The 17,376-nt window shown below is 73.3% G+C and carries 17 protein-coding genes and 1 riboswitch; of the genes, 8 read left to right on the top strand and 9 right to left on the bottom strand.

Annotation, left to right across the window (positions count from 1 at the left end; genetic code table 11):
* Positions 1-190: 190 nt before the first annotated feature.
* A complete protein-coding gene (locus AC3CCI_RS04620) occupies positions 191-1,141 on the bottom strand; it encodes an aldose 1-epimerase family protein (protein ID WP_488628251.1) in 951 nt (316 codons plus the stop codon).
* Complete coding sequence (locus AC3CCI_RS04625; protein WP_488628252.1) at positions 1,138-2,067, bottom strand: DeoR/GlpR family DNA-binding transcription regulator; 930 nt, start codon at positions 2,065-2,067, stop codon at positions 1,138-1,140. Before AC3CCI_RS04625 ends, AC3CCI_RS04620 begins: the two co-directional genes overlap by 4 nt.
* Positions 2,068-2,146: 79 nt before the next feature.
* Here AC3CCI_RS04625 and galT point away from each other — a divergent pair, with 79 nt between their 5' ends.
* Together galT and galK are read left to right on the top strand one after the other, a co-directional pair.
* Positions 2,147-3,250: a galactose-1-phosphate uridylyltransferase gene (gene galT, locus AC3CCI_RS04630; RefSeq protein WP_488628253.1), complete on the top strand. Its 1,104-nt coding sequence runs from the start codon at positions 2,147-2,149 to the stop codon at positions 3,248-3,250.
* Positions 3,247-4,452, top strand: a complete 1,206-nt coding sequence (gene galK, locus AC3CCI_RS04635) for a galactokinase (RefSeq protein ID WP_354595609.1) — start codon at positions 3,247-3,249, stop codon at positions 4,450-4,452. Before galT ends, galK begins: the two co-directional genes overlap by 4 nt.
* A gap of 359 nt (positions 4,453-4,811) precedes the next feature.
* Here galK and AC3CCI_RS04640 read toward each other — a convergent pair whose 3' ends face one another.
* Positions 4,812-5,723 carry a bifunctional methylenetetrahydrofolate dehydrogenase/methenyltetrahydrofolate cyclohydrolase gene (locus AC3CCI_RS04640; RefSeq protein ID WP_488628660.1) on the bottom strand — a complete coding sequence of 304 codons (912 nt, stop codon included), beginning with the start codon at positions 5,721-5,723 and terminating at the stop codon, positions 4,812-4,814.
* A 158-nt stretch (positions 5,724-5,881) separates the two neighbouring features.
* The gene (gene glyA / locus AC3CCI_RS04645) at positions 5,882-7,189 is read right to left on the bottom strand and encodes a serine hydroxymethyltransferase (RefSeq protein ID WP_354595619.1); all 1,308 of its coding nucleotides are present in this window, start codon (positions 7,187-7,189) and stop codon (positions 5,882-5,884) included.
* A 45-nt stretch (positions 7,190-7,234) separates the two neighbouring features.
* Positions 7,235-7,318: riboswitch (ZMP/ZTP riboswitch) on the bottom strand.
* Between the two features lie 86 nt (positions 7,319-7,404).
* On the opposite strand from glyA, the gene clpS reads away from it, so the two are divergent.
* Together clpS and AC3CCI_RS04655 are read left to right on the top strand one after the other, a co-directional pair.
* A complete protein-coding gene (clpS, locus tag AC3CCI_RS04650; protein WP_056043262.1) occupies positions 7,405-7,710 on the top strand; it encodes an ATP-dependent Clp protease adapter ClpS in 306 nt (101 codons plus the stop codon).
* Complete coding sequence (locus AC3CCI_RS04655; protein ID WP_488628254.1) at positions 7,707-8,183, top strand: DUF2017 domain-containing protein; 477 nt, start codon at positions 7,707-7,709, stop codon at positions 8,181-8,183. Before clpS ends, AC3CCI_RS04655 begins: the two co-directional genes overlap by 4 nt.
* A 24-nt stretch (positions 8,184-8,207) precedes the next feature.
* On the opposite strand, the gene AC3CCI_RS04660 is transcribed toward AC3CCI_RS04655, so the two are convergent.
* Positions 8,208-8,393 carry a PspC domain-containing protein gene (locus tag AC3CCI_RS04660; protein WP_488628255.1) on the bottom strand — a complete coding sequence of 62 codons (186 nt, stop codon included), beginning with the start codon at positions 8,391-8,393 and terminating at the stop codon, positions 8,208-8,210.
* 93 nt (positions 8,394-8,486) lie between these two features.
* Here AC3CCI_RS04660 and AC3CCI_RS04665 point away from each other — a divergent pair, with 93 nt between their 5' ends.
* Together AC3CCI_RS04665 and AC3CCI_RS04670 are read left to right on the top strand one after the other, a co-directional pair.
* Positions 8,487-10,193, top strand: a complete 1,707-nt coding sequence (locus tag AC3CCI_RS04665) for an ABC-F family ATP-binding cassette domain-containing protein (RefSeq protein ID WP_488628256.1) — start codon at positions 8,487-8,489, stop codon at positions 10,191-10,193.
* Between the two features lie 94 nt (positions 10,194-10,287).
* Positions 10,288-11,457 carry an SGNH/GDSL hydrolase family protein gene (locus AC3CCI_RS04670; protein ID WP_488628257.1) on the top strand — a complete coding sequence of 390 codons (1,170 nt, stop codon included), beginning with the start codon at positions 10,288-10,290 and terminating at the stop codon, positions 11,455-11,457.
* A 54-nt stretch (positions 11,458-11,511) separates the two neighbouring features.
* Here the strand turns inward: AC3CCI_RS04670 and AC3CCI_RS04675 are convergent, their stop codons facing one another.
* The gene (locus AC3CCI_RS04675; protein ID WP_488628258.1) at positions 11,512-12,132 is read right to left on the bottom strand and encodes a hypothetical protein; all 621 of its coding nucleotides are present in this window, start codon (positions 12,130-12,132) and stop codon (positions 11,512-11,514) included.
* 179 nt (positions 12,133-12,311) lie between these two features.
* Positions 12,312-13,880, bottom strand: coding sequence for a cryptochrome/photolyase family protein (locus AC3CCI_RS04680; protein WP_488628259.1), 1,569 nt, complete (start codon positions 13,878-13,880; stop codon positions 12,312-12,314).
* 114 nt (positions 13,881-13,994) lie between these two features.
* On the opposite strand from AC3CCI_RS04680, the gene AC3CCI_RS04685 reads away from it, so the two are divergent.
* Together AC3CCI_RS04685 and AC3CCI_RS04690 are read left to right on the top strand one after the other, a co-directional pair.
* Positions 13,995-14,477, top strand: a complete 483-nt coding sequence (locus tag AC3CCI_RS04685; protein ID WP_488628260.1) for an Asp23/Gls24 family envelope stress response protein — start codon at positions 13,995-13,997, stop codon at positions 14,475-14,477.
* 160 nt (positions 14,478-14,637) lie between these two features.
* A complete protein-coding gene (locus tag AC3CCI_RS04690; protein ID WP_255354548.1) occupies positions 14,638-14,766 on the top strand; it encodes a hypothetical protein in 129 nt (42 codons plus the stop codon).
* A 332-nt stretch (positions 14,767-15,098) separates the two neighbouring features.
* On the opposite strand, the gene AC3CCI_RS04695 is transcribed toward AC3CCI_RS04690, so the two are convergent.
* Both AC3CCI_RS04695 and AC3CCI_RS04700 read right to left on the bottom strand, forming a co-directional pair.
* On the bottom strand, positions 15,099-16,409 hold the full coding sequence (locus AC3CCI_RS04695; protein ID WP_488628261.1) for an MFS transporter: 1,311 nt from the start codon (positions 16,407-16,409) through the stop codon (positions 15,099-15,101).
* Positions 16,410-16,751: 342 nt separating this feature from the next.
* On the bottom strand, positions 16,752-17,372 hold the full coding sequence (locus AC3CCI_RS04700; RefSeq protein WP_488628262.1) for a DUF805 domain-containing protein: 621 nt from the start codon (positions 17,370-17,372) through the stop codon (positions 16,752-16,754).
* Positions 17,373-17,376 lie beyond the last annotated feature (4 nt).

The raw sequence follows: 17,376 nt of genomic DNA on the forward strand, positions 1-17,376 counted from the left end.
CGCATCCCACTCCTCGCGCGCGGTGCGACCTCGGGCGAGGACGGCACCGACCCGAAACGGTGCCACCGGCCGAACGCGGGGCCGGGAGCAACGGCGCTCCCGGGCCCGCACCCTCGCTGCCCCACCGGGCCCCGCGCCTCCCCGCATCCACGCACGCCCTGGCACCACCGTCGTCGGAGTCGGCCGCGGCCTACGACGTCGTGACGGCTGCCGCCCGGTACCGCACGCCCCAGCTGCCCGTCCACGTCTCGCCCTCGTCGAGCCAGCGCAGCCCCTCACCCGAGGCGAGGGCGTTGGCCGGCGCCGTCATCGGCTCGGCGGCGATCGCCAGCCCCTCCACGCCGTGACGCGGGAAGTTGCGCGGCGTGAAGACCTGCACGTACTCGAACGACGGGTCTTGCCAGAGTTCGGTCGCCGAGCCGTCGGGTGCGGTGAAGGTCGTCGTGCGGACGCCCTCGGCGTCAGGCTCGACGCCGCGGTAGCCCGTGTCGAGGTCGAGGTCCCCCACGAGCGGCCCGTGCGAGAGGTCGTACGGCGTGCCCGCCACGGGCGACGTCGCGATCGGGATGCTGCTCTCGTCCACCTCGAACCGTGTCGCGGCCGCGAGCGTCACCCTCAGGGTCGCCGGGTCGTGGTCACCCACCCGGAAGAACGGATGCGACCCCACGGCGAACGGTGCCCGGCCGGAGCCGACGTTGGTGATCGCGTGCGTGACGACCATGCCGTCGGCGACGAGCTCGTGCCGGACGGTCGTGTCGAGCTGGAAGGGCCAGCCGTGCTGCGGGAACACCGTCGCGCCGAGCGTCACGGCGTGCGGCTCACGCTCGACCACCTGGTAGGCGGTGTACCTCAGCAACCCGTGGCTGGCGTTGCCCTTGGCCGCCTCGGTGAGGTCGAGCTGCTGCTGCTGCCCGTCGAGCGACCAGCGGCCGCCGGCCACGCGGTTCGGCCACGGCACGAGCGTGATGCCGCACGCCGAGGGCGGCGTCTCGTCGGCGCCGAACGTCTCGGTCAGCGCGACGCCGTCGACGGCCAGGGCACGGATGCCCGCCGCGACCTGCGTCACGATGCCCGTCACGGTGTGACCGTCCCGCTCGAGGGTGAGCTCGTACTGTTCTCCGGTCGGGTTGCTCGTCGTCATCGCTCCAGTCTCGCTCTCGGGCCTCCGTCGCGTCCGGGACCGGGGTCAGGGACGCGACGGGCCGGGTCGTGAGGAGGCGCGTCGACCTCGCCCGCGCCTCCTGCGGTCGTTCCTCGCGCGGTCACCACGTCGAGGCCCGCCCGCCGCAACTCGGCGACGGCGGCGTCGTCGGCGCCCGCCGTGACGAGCGCCTCGAAGGTGTCGAGCGGGCCGATCACGCCGAGGTGGGCCTCGCCGAGCTTGCTGCCGTCGGCGACGATGTACGACCGGCGGGCCGTCTGGGTCATCAGGCGCTTGAGGTCGGTCTCGGGCAGGTTCACGTTCGTGACGCCGTGGGTGGCGTGCACGCCGGTGCAGCCGATGAAGGCCAGGTCGGCGGTGATGCCGGCGAACACGCTCGTCGCCAACGGGTTGACCAGCGAGTGCTGCAACGGACGCAGCGTGCCGCCCGACACGATGACGGTGAACCGCGGCACGGCCTGCTCGAGGGCCAAGGCGATGGTGAGCCCGTTCGTCACGACGACGACGCCCTCGAGCTCGTGACGTTCGAGCAGCGCCAACGCGATCTGCGTCGTGGTCGTGCCGACGTCGAGCACCACGCAGTCGCCCGAGCGCACCAGCGACGCGGCCTCGACGCCGATGGCCCGCTTCGCCTCGGTCGACACCGAGCTCTCTTCTTCGAACGGTCGCTCGGCCGGTCGGTCGACCGACAGGGCCCCGCCGTGGACGCGCGACAGCAGGCCGTCGGCCGCGAGGCTCTCGAGGTCGGTGCGGATGGTCACCTCGGACAACCGGAACTCACGCGCCAGCTCGGCCGTGCGCACGAAGCCGCGCCGCCCCACGAGGTCGGCGATGCGGTCGCGCCGACGTTCGCCCGGCAGCACCGCGGGCGGTGTCTCGGGCCGGGGGGTCGAGTTGGCGTTCACCCGGCCAGTTTCGTATGCTTTCACGTACTTTCGCAACTGCAAGTCGCGGTCGCGAGTGCCCTGAACAGGAGGAGGCGCGATGTCGTCCATCACGAAGCGCGCGACGGTCCTGGCCGACGGCCGCGAGCTCATCTACTTCGACGACGCCGACACGACCCTGTCGGCCGAACGACGCGTCGACGCCCGCACCCTCGACCCCCGACCCGACACGGCGACCATGCGGCAGGACGCCCTCACCGGCGAATGGGTGTCGATCGCCGCCTCCCGGCAGAACCGCGTGTTCCTGCCGCCGGCCGAGCTCGACCCGCTCGCGCCGGCCAGCGAGTCGAACCCGTCCGAGATCCCCGACGTCTACGACGTCGCCGTGTTCGAGAACCGCTCGCCGTCGTTCGGGCCCCTGCTCGAGAGCGACGACGCGCCCGCCGGCCTCGACGACCTCGGCCGCATCGGGCTCGAACGCACCCTGCGCAGCGTCGGTCGCTGCGAGGTCGTCTGCTTCAGCCCCGAGACCCACGGCTCGTTCGCCGACCTCAGCGAGTCGCGCGCCCGCACCGTGGTCGAGGCGTGGGCCGACCGCACGGCGGCCCTGTCGGCGCTGCCCGGCATCCAGCAGGTCTTCCCGTTCGAGAACCGCGGCCAGGCCATCGGGGTCACGCTGCACCACCCTCACGGCCAGATCTACGCGTACCCCTACGTGACGCCCCGCACCACCCGCCTGCTCGACAGCATCGAGGCCTACGGCCCGACCCTGTTCGCCGACCTGCTCGACCGCGAGCGCTCGGGCCCCCGCGTCGTCCTCGCCGGCGAGCACTTCACGGCGTTCGTGCCGTTCGCCGCCCGCTGGCCGATCGAGATCCACCTGCTGCCGCACCGTCACGTCCCCGACTTCGCGGCGCTGACCGGCGACGAACGCGACGAGCTCGCGCTCCTGTACCGGCGCCTCCTGCGCGGTGTCGACGCCCTGTACGACGACCCGACCCCCTACATCGCGGCCTGGCACCAGGCACCGGTCGGCACTGGCCGCGACACCGTCCGGCTGATGCTGCAGATCACGTCGCCGCGTCGGGCCGAGAGCAAGCTGAAGTTCCTGGCAGGCTCCGAGGCGGCGATGGGAGCCTGGGTGGGCGACCTCGTCCCCGAGGTGCAGGCCGACCGAATCCGAGAGGCGATCGAGCGAGCATGACCGACACCACCACTCCCCCACGGTTCTCCGACGTCTTCGACACCGAGGTCGCCGGTCGCTGGTCCGCCCCGGGTCGGGTGAACCTGATCGGCGAGCACACCGACTACAACGACGGCTTCGTGCTGCCGTTCGCCATCGACCGCCGCACCACCGTCACGGTCGGCCGCCGTGACGACCGCCTGCTGCGCGTCGCGTCGTCGTTCGAGGCGGGCGTGCACGAGATGTCGCTCGACGACCTCGACCCGGCCTCGATGTCGGGCTGGTCGGCGTACGCGCTCGGCATCGCCTGGGCACTCTCCGTGGCACGCGACCGTGCCGACTCGCCGTCGTTCGCCGCCGCCGGGGGCGACCTGTCGACCATCGACCTGTCCGCCGTCCCGGGGCTCGACCTGTTCGTCGAATCCGAGGTGCCCGTCGGCGCCGGGCTCTCGTCGTCCGCCGCGCTCGAGTGCTCGGTGGCCGTCGCCTTCGCCGAGCTGTGGGCGCTCGACGTCAACCGCTCGGCCCTGGCCGCGGTCGGACAGCTCGCCGAGAACGAGGCCGTGGGTGCGCCCACCGGCATCATGGACCAGTCCGCCTCGCTGCTCGGGCGCACCGACTCCGGGGTGTTCCTCGACTGCCGCAGCCTCGACGCCGACGTCGTCGACCTGGGCTTCGCCGCGGCCGGCCTCGAGGTGCTGGTCGTCGACACCCACGTCGAACACGCCCACGCCACGGGGGGCTACGTCGAGCGCCGCACCTCGTGCGAGAAGGGCGCCGCCGCGCTCGGCGTCGACTCGCTGCGCGACCTCGACGCCGACGACCTCGGTCGGGCCGAAGAGCTGCTCGACGACGAGACGTTCCGCCGCGTCCGCCACGTCGTCACCGAGAACCAGCGGGTGCTCGACACCGTCCGGACGCTCCGCACCGACGGCCCCCGCGCGATCGGCCACCTGCTCGACGCGTCTCACGTGTCGATGCGCGACGACTTCGAGATCTCGGTGCCCGAGCTCGACCTCGCCGTCGCGACCGCCCAGGCCACGGGCGCCGTCGGCGCCCGCATGACCGGCGGCGGCTTCGGCGGTTCGGCCATCGCCCTCGTCCCGACCGAGGCCCGCGCCGACGTCGAGGCCGCGATCCTCGCCGCCTTCGCCGAGGCCGGCCACACGGCGCCGACCGTCTTCACCGTGCACGCCGCCGAGGGTGCCCGCCGCGACGCCTGAGGCCGGGCCGCCGGGCGGCGTACGGCCGACAGTCGGGCAGCCGGGCGGCGTGAGGAGGTGGTCGGGACCGCGAGACGGCCACACCACCGCGAGATGGGCACAGCACCACGAGATGGGCACAGCACCAGGTGAAGGCCTGGCGCTGTGCCCATCTTCTGGCGTGCTGGATGCACCAGCGGCACAGCCCGCCACGAGGTAAACACGCCGCCACGACATTGCGTGGCGGCGTGTTTACCTCATGGCGGAAAGAGGGCACGGCCCGACGCAGCACCACGGGCAAGGCCACGCCACCACGAGATGGGCACGGCACCAGGGGAAAACCTGGCGCTGTGCCCATCTTCTGACGTGGTGCGGGGGCGTCAGCGGCGCTCGGCGGCCTCGACCACGTTCTTGAGCAACATGGCGCGGGTCATCGGGCCGACGCCTCCCGGCACGGGTGACTGGAAGCCCGCGACCGAGGCGACGGCCGGGTCGACGTCTCCGCGCAGCTTGTACTTTCCGGTCTCCTCGTTCAGCACGCGGGTGATGCCCACGTCGACGACGGCCGCACCGGGCTTCACCCAGTCCGGCTTGACCAGCCCTGCGACCCCGGCGGCGGCCACGACGATGTCGGCACGACGGACCTCGGCGGCGACGTCGACCGTTCTCGAGTGCGTCAGGGTGGCCGTCGCCTCGAGGCGGGTCAGGAGCAACCCGAGCGGGCGCCCGACCGTGAGCCCCTGGCCGATGATCGTGACGTGGGTGCCGGCGATCGGGATCTCGTAGGCCCGCAGCATCTCGACGATGCCGCGCGGGGTGCAGGGCAGGGGCGTGTCGATCGAACCCTTGCCCCCGGGCACCGCCAGGACGAGCTCGCCCAGGTTGACCGGGTGCAGGCCGTCGGCGTCCTTGGCGGGGTCCATCAGCTCGAGCATCGCCGTCGGGTCGATGCCCGCGGGCAGCGGCAGCTGGATGATGAACGCGGTCACCGCCGGGTCGGCGTTCATCGTCTCGATCGCCTGCCGGATCTCGGCCTCGGTCGCCGTGTCGGGCAGGTCGATGCGGATCGACTCGATGCCGACCTCGGCGCAGTCCCGGTGCTTGCCCGCGACGTACGAGAGCGAGCCGGGGTTCGCCCCGACCAGGATCGTGCCGAGCCCGGGCGCGATGCCACGAGCCTTCAGGGCATCGACCCTGTGGCGCAGGTCGTCCTTCACGGCCGCGGCCAGGGCGGTGCCGTCGATCTTCACCGCGGACGTCTCGTCGCCGGGGACGAACCGGGTGCGCTCGATCGTCACCGCGCCTCCGGACGGAGCCCCGACGCCGTCACCGACACCGCCGCCGCTGCCACCGAGGCCGGCGCTGCCGCCGCTGCCACCGACGCCGATGGCGTCACCGACACTCGACCCCGCAGCGACGCCCGCCGGCGTGCCGGCCGTGACGTCAGCGCTCACGCGTAGAGCGGGAACGCGTCGGTCAGCGCCTTGACGCGGGCCGCGAGGGCCTCGACGTCGGGCGACGGCATCAGCGTGAGCGCGATGATGTCGGCCACCTCGGCGAACTCGGCGTCCGAGAAGCCGCGCGTGGCGAGGGCCGAGGTGCCGATGCGCACACCCGAGGTGACCATGGGCGGACGAGGGTCCCACGGCACCGAGTTGCGGTTCACCGTGATGCCGACCTCGTGCAGCAGGTTCTCGGCCTGCTTGCCGTCGACCTCGCTGGCCCGCAGGTCGACGAGCACCAGGTGCACGTCGGTGCCCCCGGTCAGGACGTCGATGCCGGCGGCCTTCGCGTCGTCGGCCGTGAGGCGTGCCGCGAGAGCCTGGGCGCCGCGGATGGTGCGCTCCTGCCTGTCCTTGAACTCGGGCTCGGCGGCGAGCTTGAACGCCGTCGCCTTGGCCGCGATGACGTGCATCAGCGGGCCGCCCTGCTGGCCCGGGAACACGGCCGAGTTGAGCTTCTTGAACAGCGGCTCGTGGTTCGAGAGGATCACGCCCGAGCGGGGGCCCGCGAGGGTCTTGTGCACGGTCGACGAGACGACGTGCGCGTGCGGCAGGGGTGACGGGTGCAGACCCGCGGCGACGAGGCCGGCGAAGTGCGCCATGTCGACCCAGAGGTAGGCGCCGACCTCGTCGGCGATGGCGCGGAAGGCGGCGAAGTCGAGCTGGCGGGGGTAGGCCGACCAGCCGGCGATGATGACCTTGGGCTGGTGCTCGATCGCCTGGCGACGGACGACGTCCATGTCGATCAGGTAGGTCTCGGGGTCGACCTCGTAGGCCACGGCCTGGTACATCTTGCCCGAGAAGTTGAGCTTCATGCCGTGGGTGAGGTGACCGCCGTGCGACAGCTCGAGGCCGAGGATCGTGTCGCCGATGTCGGCGATGGCGGCCAGCACCGCGGCGTTGGCCTGCGCGCCCGAGTGGGGCTGCACGTTGGCGAAGTCGGCGCCGAACAGCGACTTGGCCCGCTCGATGGCGAGGTTCTCGGCGACGTCGACGAACTCGCAGCCGCCGTAGTAGCGGCGCCCGGGGTAGCCCTCGGCGTACTTGTTGGTGAGCACCGAGCCCTGCGACTCGAGCACGGCACGCGGCACGAAGTTCTCGGACGCGATCATCTCGAGGTAGTCGCGCTGACGGCCGAGCTCCTGCTCGAGGACGGCGGCGATCTCGGGGTCGACGACCGAGAGCGGCTCGTTGAAGGTCGAGGGCTGGCGATCGGTCGAGGCGGCGCCGGTCGAGGGGGCGGTCTGGTCGGAGATGGTCACGGAGGACTCCTTGGCACACGGGACGGACGGAGGGTCGGATGTCGTGGCCCAGGCGTACGGCCACGCACGTGTGTCAGTCGCTCCCCGATGGTGACCATCTGAACGCCAGTCGCGACCGGCCCAGCATAACAAGCGCACCCCGGGGCCGGAAGCCGCGCGACGGCCCGGGCGACGGCCCGTTCACGGGGCCCGTGTGACACCCTGGTCGGGTGAGCCCGACCCTCGACGACACCCGCACGGGGACGGAGGCCGACCAGCGCCTCCTGACCTCTCCCGACACCCCGTGGGTGACGCTCGTCTGGGACGACCCGGTCAACCTCATGACGTACGTGACGCACGTCTTCGAGACCTACTTCGGCTTCGGCCGGGCCGAGGCGAAGCGCCTGATGATGCGGGTGCACACCGAGGGCCGTGCGGTCGTCGCGACGGGCAACCGCGAGGCCATGGAACGCCACGTCGAGGCGATGCACGACTACGGCCTGTGGGCGACCCTGTCGAAGGAGGACGAGGCGTGACGCTCGTGCCGTTCGTCCGCGCCCGGGGCGGCGACGAGGTGCGCGTGCGGCTCGACGCCGACGAGCGGGGCCTGCTCACCGACCTGGTCGGCCAGCTGCTGGGGCTGCTCGAGAAGGGCGACGAGGGCGATCCGGCCCTGGCGCGCCTCCTGCCCGCGGCGTACCACGACGACGACGAGGCGGCCGCGGAGTTCCGTCGGTTCACGGCCGACGACCTGACCCGGCGCAAGGTCGAGAACGGGCGCGCGGTGCTGGCCGGGCTCGACGAACCGGGCACGTCGCTCGACCGGGCGGCGCAGCAGTCGTGGCTGCGGACGCTGAACGACCTGCGGCTGACCCTCGGCGAGCGCCTCGGCGTCACGGCCGAGGGCGTCGCCCCGAGCGACGACCCGCAGCTGCGCGCGATGGGCCACGTCTTCGACTGGCTGGGCTACCTGCAGGAGGCGCTGCTGAGGTCCCTCCCGAGGCGCTGACCCGGCGCCCCGGGTCGCGTGGTCCTAGCGGTTCTCCTTCGGGAAGACGACCCAAAGGACCAGGTACACGAGCACCTGCGGCCCGGGCAGGACGATCGACAGCACGAAGAGGAGCCGCACCAGGAAGGCGCTGACGCCGAAGCGGTTCGCGAGGGCGGCGCAGACTCCGGCGATGATCTTGCCGCGGCGGGGGCGGGTGAGGGTGGCCATGCGTCGAGCATGCCAGGCGTGGCCGGACGACGCCCGACCACGCCGCCCGTGGCCGGACCGTGCACGACACCTCCGGTGCGCGAGAATGGCCGGATGAGCGCTTCACTCGTGGCCAAGGGCCTGGCCGGCGGCCACGGGCACCGCACCCTGTTCGACGACCTCGACCTGACGGTCGCGCCGGGGGACGTCGTGGGCGTCGTGGGCGTGAACGGGGCCGGCAAGTCGACGTTGCTGCGCCTCCTCGCCGGGGTCGACGAGCCGCAGGCCGGCACGGTCACCCTGAACCCGGGCGACGCCTTCGTCGGCTGGTTGCCGCAAGAGCACGAGCGCGTGCCCGGCGAGACCGTCGCCGACTACATCGGCCGTCGGACCGGCAGCACACAGGCCACCGCCGAGATGGACGCGGCCGCCGCCGCCCTGGGTGACCCCGACCCGGCCCCGCGCGCCGACGGGCTCGACCCCGCCGACGTCTACTCGACCGCCCTCGACCGGTGGCTCGCCAGCGGCGCCGCCGACCTCGACGAGCGCCTGCCGCAGGTGCTCGCCGACCTCGGCCTCGCGACCGGCGGACGCACCGGCGACGACGAGGCGGCCGTCGGCCCGGACAGCCCGATGACCGGCCTCAGCGGGGGCCAGGCGGCCCGCGTCGGTCTCGCCGCCCTGCTGCTCAGCCGCTTCGACGTGGCCCTGCTCGACGAGCCCACCAACGACCTCGACCTCGACGGCCTCGAGCGGCTCGAGCGCTTCGTCCAGGGTCAGCGCGGCGGCATCGTCCTCGTGAGCCACGACCGCGAGTTCCTCGCGCGGTGCGTCACGAAGGTGCTCGAGCTCGACCTGGCCCAGTCGTCGAACCGCGTCTTCGGGGGCGGCTACGACGCCTACCTCGACGAGCGCGAGACCGCCCGTCGGCACGCCCGCGAGGCCTACGACGAGTTCGCCGAGAAGAAGGCCGACCTCGTCGGCCGCGCCCGGACCCAGCGCGAGTGGTCGAGCCAGGGCGTCCGGAACGCGATGAAGAAGGCGCCCGACAACGACAAGATCCGCCGCAAGGCCTCGGCCGAGTCGAGCGAGAAGCAGGCCCAGAAGGTCCGCCAGATGGAGAGCCGCATCGCCCGGCTCGACGAGGTCGACGAGCCCCGCAAAGAGTGGCAGCTCGAGTTCACCATCGGCGCCGCGCCCCGCTCGAGCGCCGTCGTCTCGACCCTCAGCGGCGCGGTCTTCCGCCAGGGCGACCCGGCGACGGGCGAGTTCGTGCTCGGTCCGGTCTCGCTGCAGGTGGACGGCGGCGACCGCATCGGCATCACCGGCCCCAACGGCGCCGGCAAGTCGACGCTGCTGCGCGGCCTGCTCGGCCGGCAGGCACCGAGCGAAGGAGGCGCGAGTCGCGGAGCCAGCATCGCCGTCGGCGAGATCGACCAGGCCCGGGCGCTCCTGGCCGGCGACGTGCCGCTGGCCGACGCGTTCGAGGCGCTCGTGCCCGACTGGCCACAGGCCGAGGTGCGCACGCTGCTCGCCAAGTTCGGGCTGAAGGCCGACCACGTCTCACGTCCGGTGGACGAGCTCTCACCGGGCGAGCGCACGCGCGCCGGCCTCGCCCTGCTGCAGGCCCGCGGCGTCAACGTGCTCGTGCTCGACGAGCCCACGAACCACCTCGACCTCGCCGCGATCGAGCAGCTCGAGCAGGCCCTCGAGTCGTACGACGGCACCCTGCTGCTCGTCACCCACGACCGGCGCATGCTCGAGACCGTCCGGCTCGACCGCCACTGGCGCGTCGAGAACGGCACCGTCACCGAGTCGTGACCCCGCGGGAGGCCGGCCGCCGCGCCGGCCCCGCGGTGCCGGCCCCCGCGGCCCCGGCGAACGGGCGACGAGCCGCTCGACTACCGTCGTCGTCATGACCCGTACCACCCGAATGGTCGCGGTCGCCGCTGCCCTCGCCCTGTTGACGGGCTGCACGGCGAACCCGACCGACCCGAGCGAGCCCACGGGCGGCGCCTCCGTCGACGGGACCTCGTCGGCCGGCCCGACCCGCGCCTCCTCGGAGCTCGCCGACTGGGCGACCGCCCTCGACGACCGTGACGACTACCCCGCCCGCTGGGTCGCCGTCGGCGACTCGATCACCGAGGGCATGGGTGCCTCGACCGTGGACTCCCGCTGGATCGACCTCACCCTCGACGGCCTGCGCGAGCGCTATCCGACCGACGACGTCCCGGGCGGGGTCGGCTACCGACCCGCCGCGTTCGCCGTCGCCCCGCCGGCGTCGACCTGGGCGCGCTGGGCGACGAGCAGCGAGGGGCCGGTGTCGGCCTCGGCCCGCACCGCCGACCTCGGCTACCGCTCGGTCACCCTGGGAGCCGGGGCGACCACGACCTACCCGTTCACCGGCACCGATCTCGACCTCTGGTGGACCAGCGGCCGCGGCACCTTCAGCTACGCGATCGACGACGGCGACGCGGTCGAGGTCGACACGCACGACTCGACGGCGACGAGCGGCATCACCCCCGTGACCGGCCTCGACGCGGGCGAGCACACCGTGACGATCAACGCCCACTCGGCCGTCGACCTCGAGGGCCTCACGGCGTACGACGGCGACCGCGACCGCGGCGTCTCGCTCTTCGACTCGTCGCGTTCGGGCGCGACGGCTCGCACCTTCACGGCCGACCTGCCCGGGTTCCTCGACTCGGTCGCCGCCGCGGCCCCCGACCTCGTGACCGTCACGCTCGGCGCCAACGACGCGTTCACCCGGACGCCCGCCGAGTTCGAGGACGACTACCGCACCCTGATCGAAGGCCTGCAGGGTCTCGACGACCCGCCGTCGATCATGCTCATCGGCGAGTTCGTGCCCGGCACGAACCTCACGCGGGGGCTGGCCGGCGACGTCGACGACTACCGCGGGGTCGTCGAACGGCTCGCGAGCGAGTCGGGCAGCGCCTACGTCGACCTCGCGGACGCGTTGCCCGCCGACGGCGTCGCGTCGCTGCTCTCGGCCGACGGGGTGCACCCGAACGACGCCGGGCAACGCGTCATCGCCGACTTCGTGCTCGACCGCATCAGCGTCGGCTGACGAGCCGAGGAGGCGCGGGCGCGTCGCGAGGACGACGCCCGCCCCGGCGCGGGCTCAGTCGAAGAGGCCGTAGGCGGCGTCGAGGGTCTCGTCGGTGCTGAGCGGGGCGGCGTCGCCCGCGCCCGTCGCCGTCACGGCGACCAGACCGTGCGGCGAGAGGATCGTGCTGGCCGACGCCGTGATGCCCTGCTGGGTCACCGTCTGCGAGAACGCCTGCCCGCCGAAGGCCGCCACGCGCGAGTCGTCGACCGTCTCGACGCCCTCGGTGCCCTCGATCTGCGAGGTCTGCGAGCTGATGTCGTCGGCGCTGAACTCCTGACGCTGGGCCAGCACGACGATCGCCGTCACGTCGGCCGCGTCGGTGGCCTCGGTCGTCGGGGTCGCCCACTGGCAGTTCGCCTGGTCGCCCGAGAACGTGCTGTCGTCGCGGGGCTCGAGGCCGTCGACGACGTCGCCGAGCGCCGCACCGACGTCGTCGCAGCTGGCGAGGTCGTCGAAGGTGCCCTCGCCCGACGCGGTCGACCCCGAGCCGCCGGAGCCGGCCGACGACCCGCCGGACGCGGCGTCGTCGTCGGCAGCCGCGCCTCCTGACGTGCAGCCGGCGAGCAGCAGGCCGAGGGCGAGCACGCCCGTGGTGGCGGCCGTCACGGCCGTTCTGCGCATGGACGTGGCCATCGGGGCTCCCTCGTGATCTGCGTCGGGCTCCCTGCGCCCGGCGCTCCCGTCACCCTAACGAGGGACGCCTCCGAGGTCGCACCATCGTCGCGCCGTCGAACCACGCCGGAGGGTGGTTCGACGACGCTCACATGGTGCGACCCCCGACGGCGCCGACCCCGTCGGTGCCGGGCGCCGGGTCACCAGGTCGTGCGGGTGCGCTCCTGCTCGACGACGGCCTCGCGGTCGGCGAGCCCACGCAGCCCGGCGAACTGCTGGCCCATGCGCGGGTTGCCCGACAGCACGGGCTCGACCCGGTCGAGGAACGCCCAGTACCCGGCGGTCACCGGGCAGGCGTCTTCGCCGAGCCGTTTCTTCGGGTCGAACCGGCACGAGCCGCAGTGGTCGGTCATGCGGTGGATGTACGCACCGCCCGACGCGTAGGGCTTGGTCGCGACGATGCCGCCGTCGCCGTGCTGCGACATGCCCACGACGTTGGCGGGCATGACCCAGGGCGTGCCGTCGACGTACATGTCGACGAACCACTGGTTGAGCGCCGCCGGGTCGACCCCGCGCTGCAGGGCCCAGTTGCCGAGGATCATCAGCCGCTGGATGTGGTGGTTCCAGCCGTGGCGTCGCAACCCGTCGAGGGTGTCGCTCAGGCACTCGGCCTCGACCGCCTCGGCGTCGAGCCCGGCGAACACCTCGGGCAGGGGCTGCGCGGCGCCGAGGTGGTTGCTCGTCGTGGCGAAGTCCTCGCCGAGGTGCCAGTAGAGGTGCCAGACCCAGTCCCGCCAGCCGACGATCTGCCGGGTGAAGCCCTCGACGCTGCGCAGGGGGGCGTCACCGGCCTGGTACGACGCGATCGCGGCCTCGACGACCTCGCGCGGGTCGAGCAGTCCGAGGTTCATCGGGGCGCTGAGCAGCGAGTGCGCCATGGTCCAGTCGCCGGACAGCGTGGCGTCCTCGAACGGGCCGAAGTCGGGCAGCCGCACCTCGACGAAGTCCGCCAGGGCGGCGGTCGCCTCGGCCCGGGTGGCGGCGAACCGACGGGGGGCGTCGTCGCCGACGAGCGTGACGACGCCCTCGCGCTCCCACCGGTCGAGGTCGGCCCGCACCTCGGCGTCGATGTCGTCCTCCGCGGGCCACTCCTGCGGCGGGAGGCCCAGCGTCGCGGCCCCCTTCGGCGGCTTCTCGCGGTTGTCGTGGTCGTAGTTCCACTGGCCGCCGACGGGCTGCGGGCCCTCCATCAGCAGGCCGGTGCGCTGACGGACCGCCCGGTACCAGTCCTCCATCAGGAGGCGCGGTGCGGGTCGACCGCCGGACGCGCCGGTCGGTCGACCCGCGCCTCCTCGGCGGGCGTCGTCGGCGTCCGCCGCCGCGCCCCCGGACCGGCCCGCGCCGCGGCCGCCCTGTCGACCCGCCGCCCACTCGGCGAACTCGGCCTCGCTCGAGACGAAGCCCCGGCTGGGCAGCACGTCGGCCCCGACCGACCGCACGAGTCGTCGGGCCCGGTACGAGGTGGGGTCGACCACCTGCAGGTCGTCGCGGCCCTCGAGCGCCTCGGAGTAGTGCTCGACCTGTCGGAAGTCGACGCGGTCGCCGAGCTCGGCCGCCCGGTGCCGGATCGCCGAGAGGATCAGCTGCAGCTTCGCCCGGTGCAGGGTGCGCCCGCGCCACGACGAGCGACTCTCGATCAACAGCATCGGGTCGCCGTCGTCGAAGTGGGGGCCGAGTTGGTCGAGGAAGATCCACCGGGTGCGCTGCATGCCCCGACAGTAGGCGTGCGCACTCAGCGAGTTGTCAGCATCTTCACCGTGACGAACCGGGCGCGTCGGGCGTCTCATCGACACACCAGCCACCGAGCCGAAAGAGGACCCGAGATGTCGAACGCCGCCACGCCCACCCCCGCCACGAGCACCGGATCGCGCGTCGACGGCGTCTCGCGCCTCGACGGCGCCTCGACCGTCTCGTCCGACGCCGCGGGCACCACGCAGATCGCCGACGGCGTCGTCGCCAAGGTCGCTGGCATCGCCGCCCGTCAGGTGCCCGGGGTGCACTCGATCGGTGGCGGGGCGTCGCGTGCCGTGGGCGCCCTGCGCAGCGCGGTCGGCCAGCAGGACCACGGTCAGGGCGTCAAGGTCGAGGTCGGCCGGACGCAGGCCGCGGCCGACCTCAGCATCGTCGTCGACTACCCGTTGTCGGTGCAGCAGGTCGCGGACGACGTCCGTCGGGCCGTGAGCGACGCCATCACGCAGCTCGTCGGGCTCGAGGTCGTCGAGATCAACATCGAGGTCAGCGACATCTTCATCGCCGGCCAGGACGACGACTCGGACGACGACGGCTCCTCGCAGCGAGTCCAGTAGGCGCCCCTTTCAGCAGGCAGGGAGTTCAGTACACAGAGTTGACTGACACCTGCGGCGGTCGTCCCGACGCGATCGTCTCCCGCAGCACCGCGGGCCGCACCCCACCGAGCCGACCGGCTCGACCGCACGACCCGTGCACCATCGCCCCAGGAGGCACCCCATGGCATCACTGCTCCGACGTTTCGCCCCGCTGATCGCGACGTTCGTCTTCAAGAAGATCATGAACAAGCGCCGTGGCGGCGGCAACGGCCAGGCCGGCGGCTACCAGCAGCCCGGTCGGCGTCGCTGACCCGGCGCCCGCACCGCCCCGCACCGCCTCGAACGCGGGAGGCGCGACTCGCGTGAGTCGCGCCTCCCGCGTTCGTGCGTCCCGGCCGCGTCACCCCCTGCAGCGGCGGTCAGCGATCCGCCTAGGCAGGTGGTGAGCGCCGCTTCGCGGGGTGACGCAGCCGGACGGCACGACCCGAGCACGCCACAGCGTCAGCCACCCCCTGCAGCGGCGGTCAGCGATCCGCCTAGGCAGGGGGTGAGCGCCGCACGACCGGGCCGACGCCCGGGCGACGGCCCCGGCCGACCGGGTCAGGTGGCGGGCCGACCGGGTCAGGCGGCGGCGCGACCGGGTCAGGCGGCGGGGCGGGCCGACCGACGGGCGAGCAGGCGGTCGCTCAGGAGCACCGCGACCAGCACGACCGCGGCCACGACGACGTAGAGCACGGGCAACGAGTCGAGCCCGGCTCCGTCGAGCACGAGCGCGCCGATCAGCGCGCCGCCGCCGATGCCGGCGTTGAAGCCGGTCGTGTAGAAGGCACTCGCGAGGTCGCGCATCCGTTCGGGAGCGACCTGCAGCATGCGGGTCTGGAACAGCGGCGGCAGCGCCCCGAAGGTCACGCCCCACAGCACGAACGCGACGAGCGACGGCACGATCATGCCCTCGAACAGCAGCATGCCCGCGACGGCCAGGCCGACGACGGCCACCCCGATCGGGATGCTGACCCGCGGCCGCGCCCCCAGGAACCAGCCGACCATGCCCAGCCCCACGGCCCCGGCGACGCCGAAGGCGAAGAGCCAGCCGGCCAGGCCCTGCTCGGGCACCCCGGTCGAGCGCACGAGGTACGGCGTGATGTACGTGAAGAACGAGTAGTGGCCGACCATGAACACCGCCGTGATCACACAGCTCAGCACGACGCCGAGCACGCTCGGCCTCGGCAGCGCGCGACGGCGTCGGCCCTCGCGCCCGCCGTCCCGCACCGCAGGAGGCGCGGCGCCGTCGACCAGCGTCGGCACCGCGTCGGTCACCGGGTCGGGCGTCGACTCGTGCGCCGTGCCCGGCCCCACCGGCGGCAGGAACTTGTGGACGAAGACCGCGCCGAGCGCCATGAGCCCGGCGAGGACGCCGAACGCCTCGCGCCAGCCCAGGGCCTGACCGAGCGCGGTGCCGAGCGGGACGCCCAGCACGAACGCGAGCGTGCCCCCGCTCATGGCGACGGCGAGCGCCCGGCCGACCTGGGCCCGCGGCACGAGGTGCCCGGCGTAGGCACCGCCGACGGCCCAGAACATGCCGTGGGCGAGACCACCGAGCACACGGCTCGCGAGGACGAGCTCGTAGGTCGGGGCGATCGCGGTGAGCGCGGCGCTGATCGCCAGGACGACGATCAGGCCGACCACGATCAGGTGGCGGGGCAGCCGCCGGGTGAGGTGGGTGAGGCCGGTGCTGGTCAGCACGACCGTGAAGGCGAAGACGCTGACGAGCAGGCCGATGCTCGACTCGGTGACGCCGAGGTCGGCGCTCATCTCGGGCAGCAGGCCGGTCGGCAGCATCTCGCCCGAGATCGAGAGGAACGTGGCGACGGCGATGGCGATCAGGCCTGCCCACGGGAAGCGGGCCGGCGGGGTGGACGAGGGCGCCGAAGGGCGCGGGGGTGCGAGTGTCATGGAACCTGAGGTGGTCGGCGGGCGCCGTTCTCTCGACCCGATGGCTGCCACGGGCCGACCGGTCGCCTCGACCCGAGGGTCGAGCAGGCCTGCCGGCGGCACGGCCCTCGCAACTCGTGTCGCTCGTGACCGTGGGTGGCTCGGGGAGGATGGTGATCCCGACTGCGCGCTGTCGTGCACGCCCGGGGCCGGGAGTGCCGCCCGACCGAGGTCGAGTCTACCCGCTGTCGCCCGGCCTGGCCAGGGCCGTCGCGCCCGTGTGCCGGCGGCCGCAGCGCACCGCGTTTCGTGCACCGCACCGTGACTGGTCACGGTGCGGTGCACGAAACGCGGCGTGGTGGGTCAGGAGGCGCGGTCGCGCTCGCGGAAGCGGGCGCTCGGCGGCCGGGTCTCGCTGGCGAGCATCAGCACGACGACGATCTGCAGGAACGGCAGCAGTGCGCCGAGCCAGAACCAGCCCCACCCCCAGACCCCGGCGGCGTGCAGACGTCGGATCGCCAGGGTCGCCATGGGCACGAGGGTCGCCAGGCACCAGAGCGCCCAGACGATGCCGACCCAGGTGGTCCCCCCTGGGGCACCGCCGGCCGGTCCGAGGGGCCCGATCGAGAACTGCCCCAGGTGGAGCGAGGCGCCTGTGGACGCGGCGGTGTCGAGGGGGCCGACCGAGCCGGACGAGACGACCTGCCAGTAGGCGAAGAGCGACGAGCCGTAGGCGCCGACGGACCACGACGCCTCGCCGGCCCCCCGCACGAGCGACCCGACGCCGAGGTTCCACGCGAGCCCCAGGGCGGTCTGGAACAGCCAGATCCACCAGAACTCGGCACGGCCGGCCCGGGCGTGCACGACGTACGCGTTGCCCACGAACCGCCGCAGCGCCTGCATCGGGGTCGCACCGGGCAGCGGCTGCCGGTCGACCTCGGTCCACGCACCCCGCGTCGCGCCTGTCGCCGTGCCGCCGCTCATCCCG

It is taken from the genome of Frigoribacterium sp. CF331, assembly GCF_057787905.1.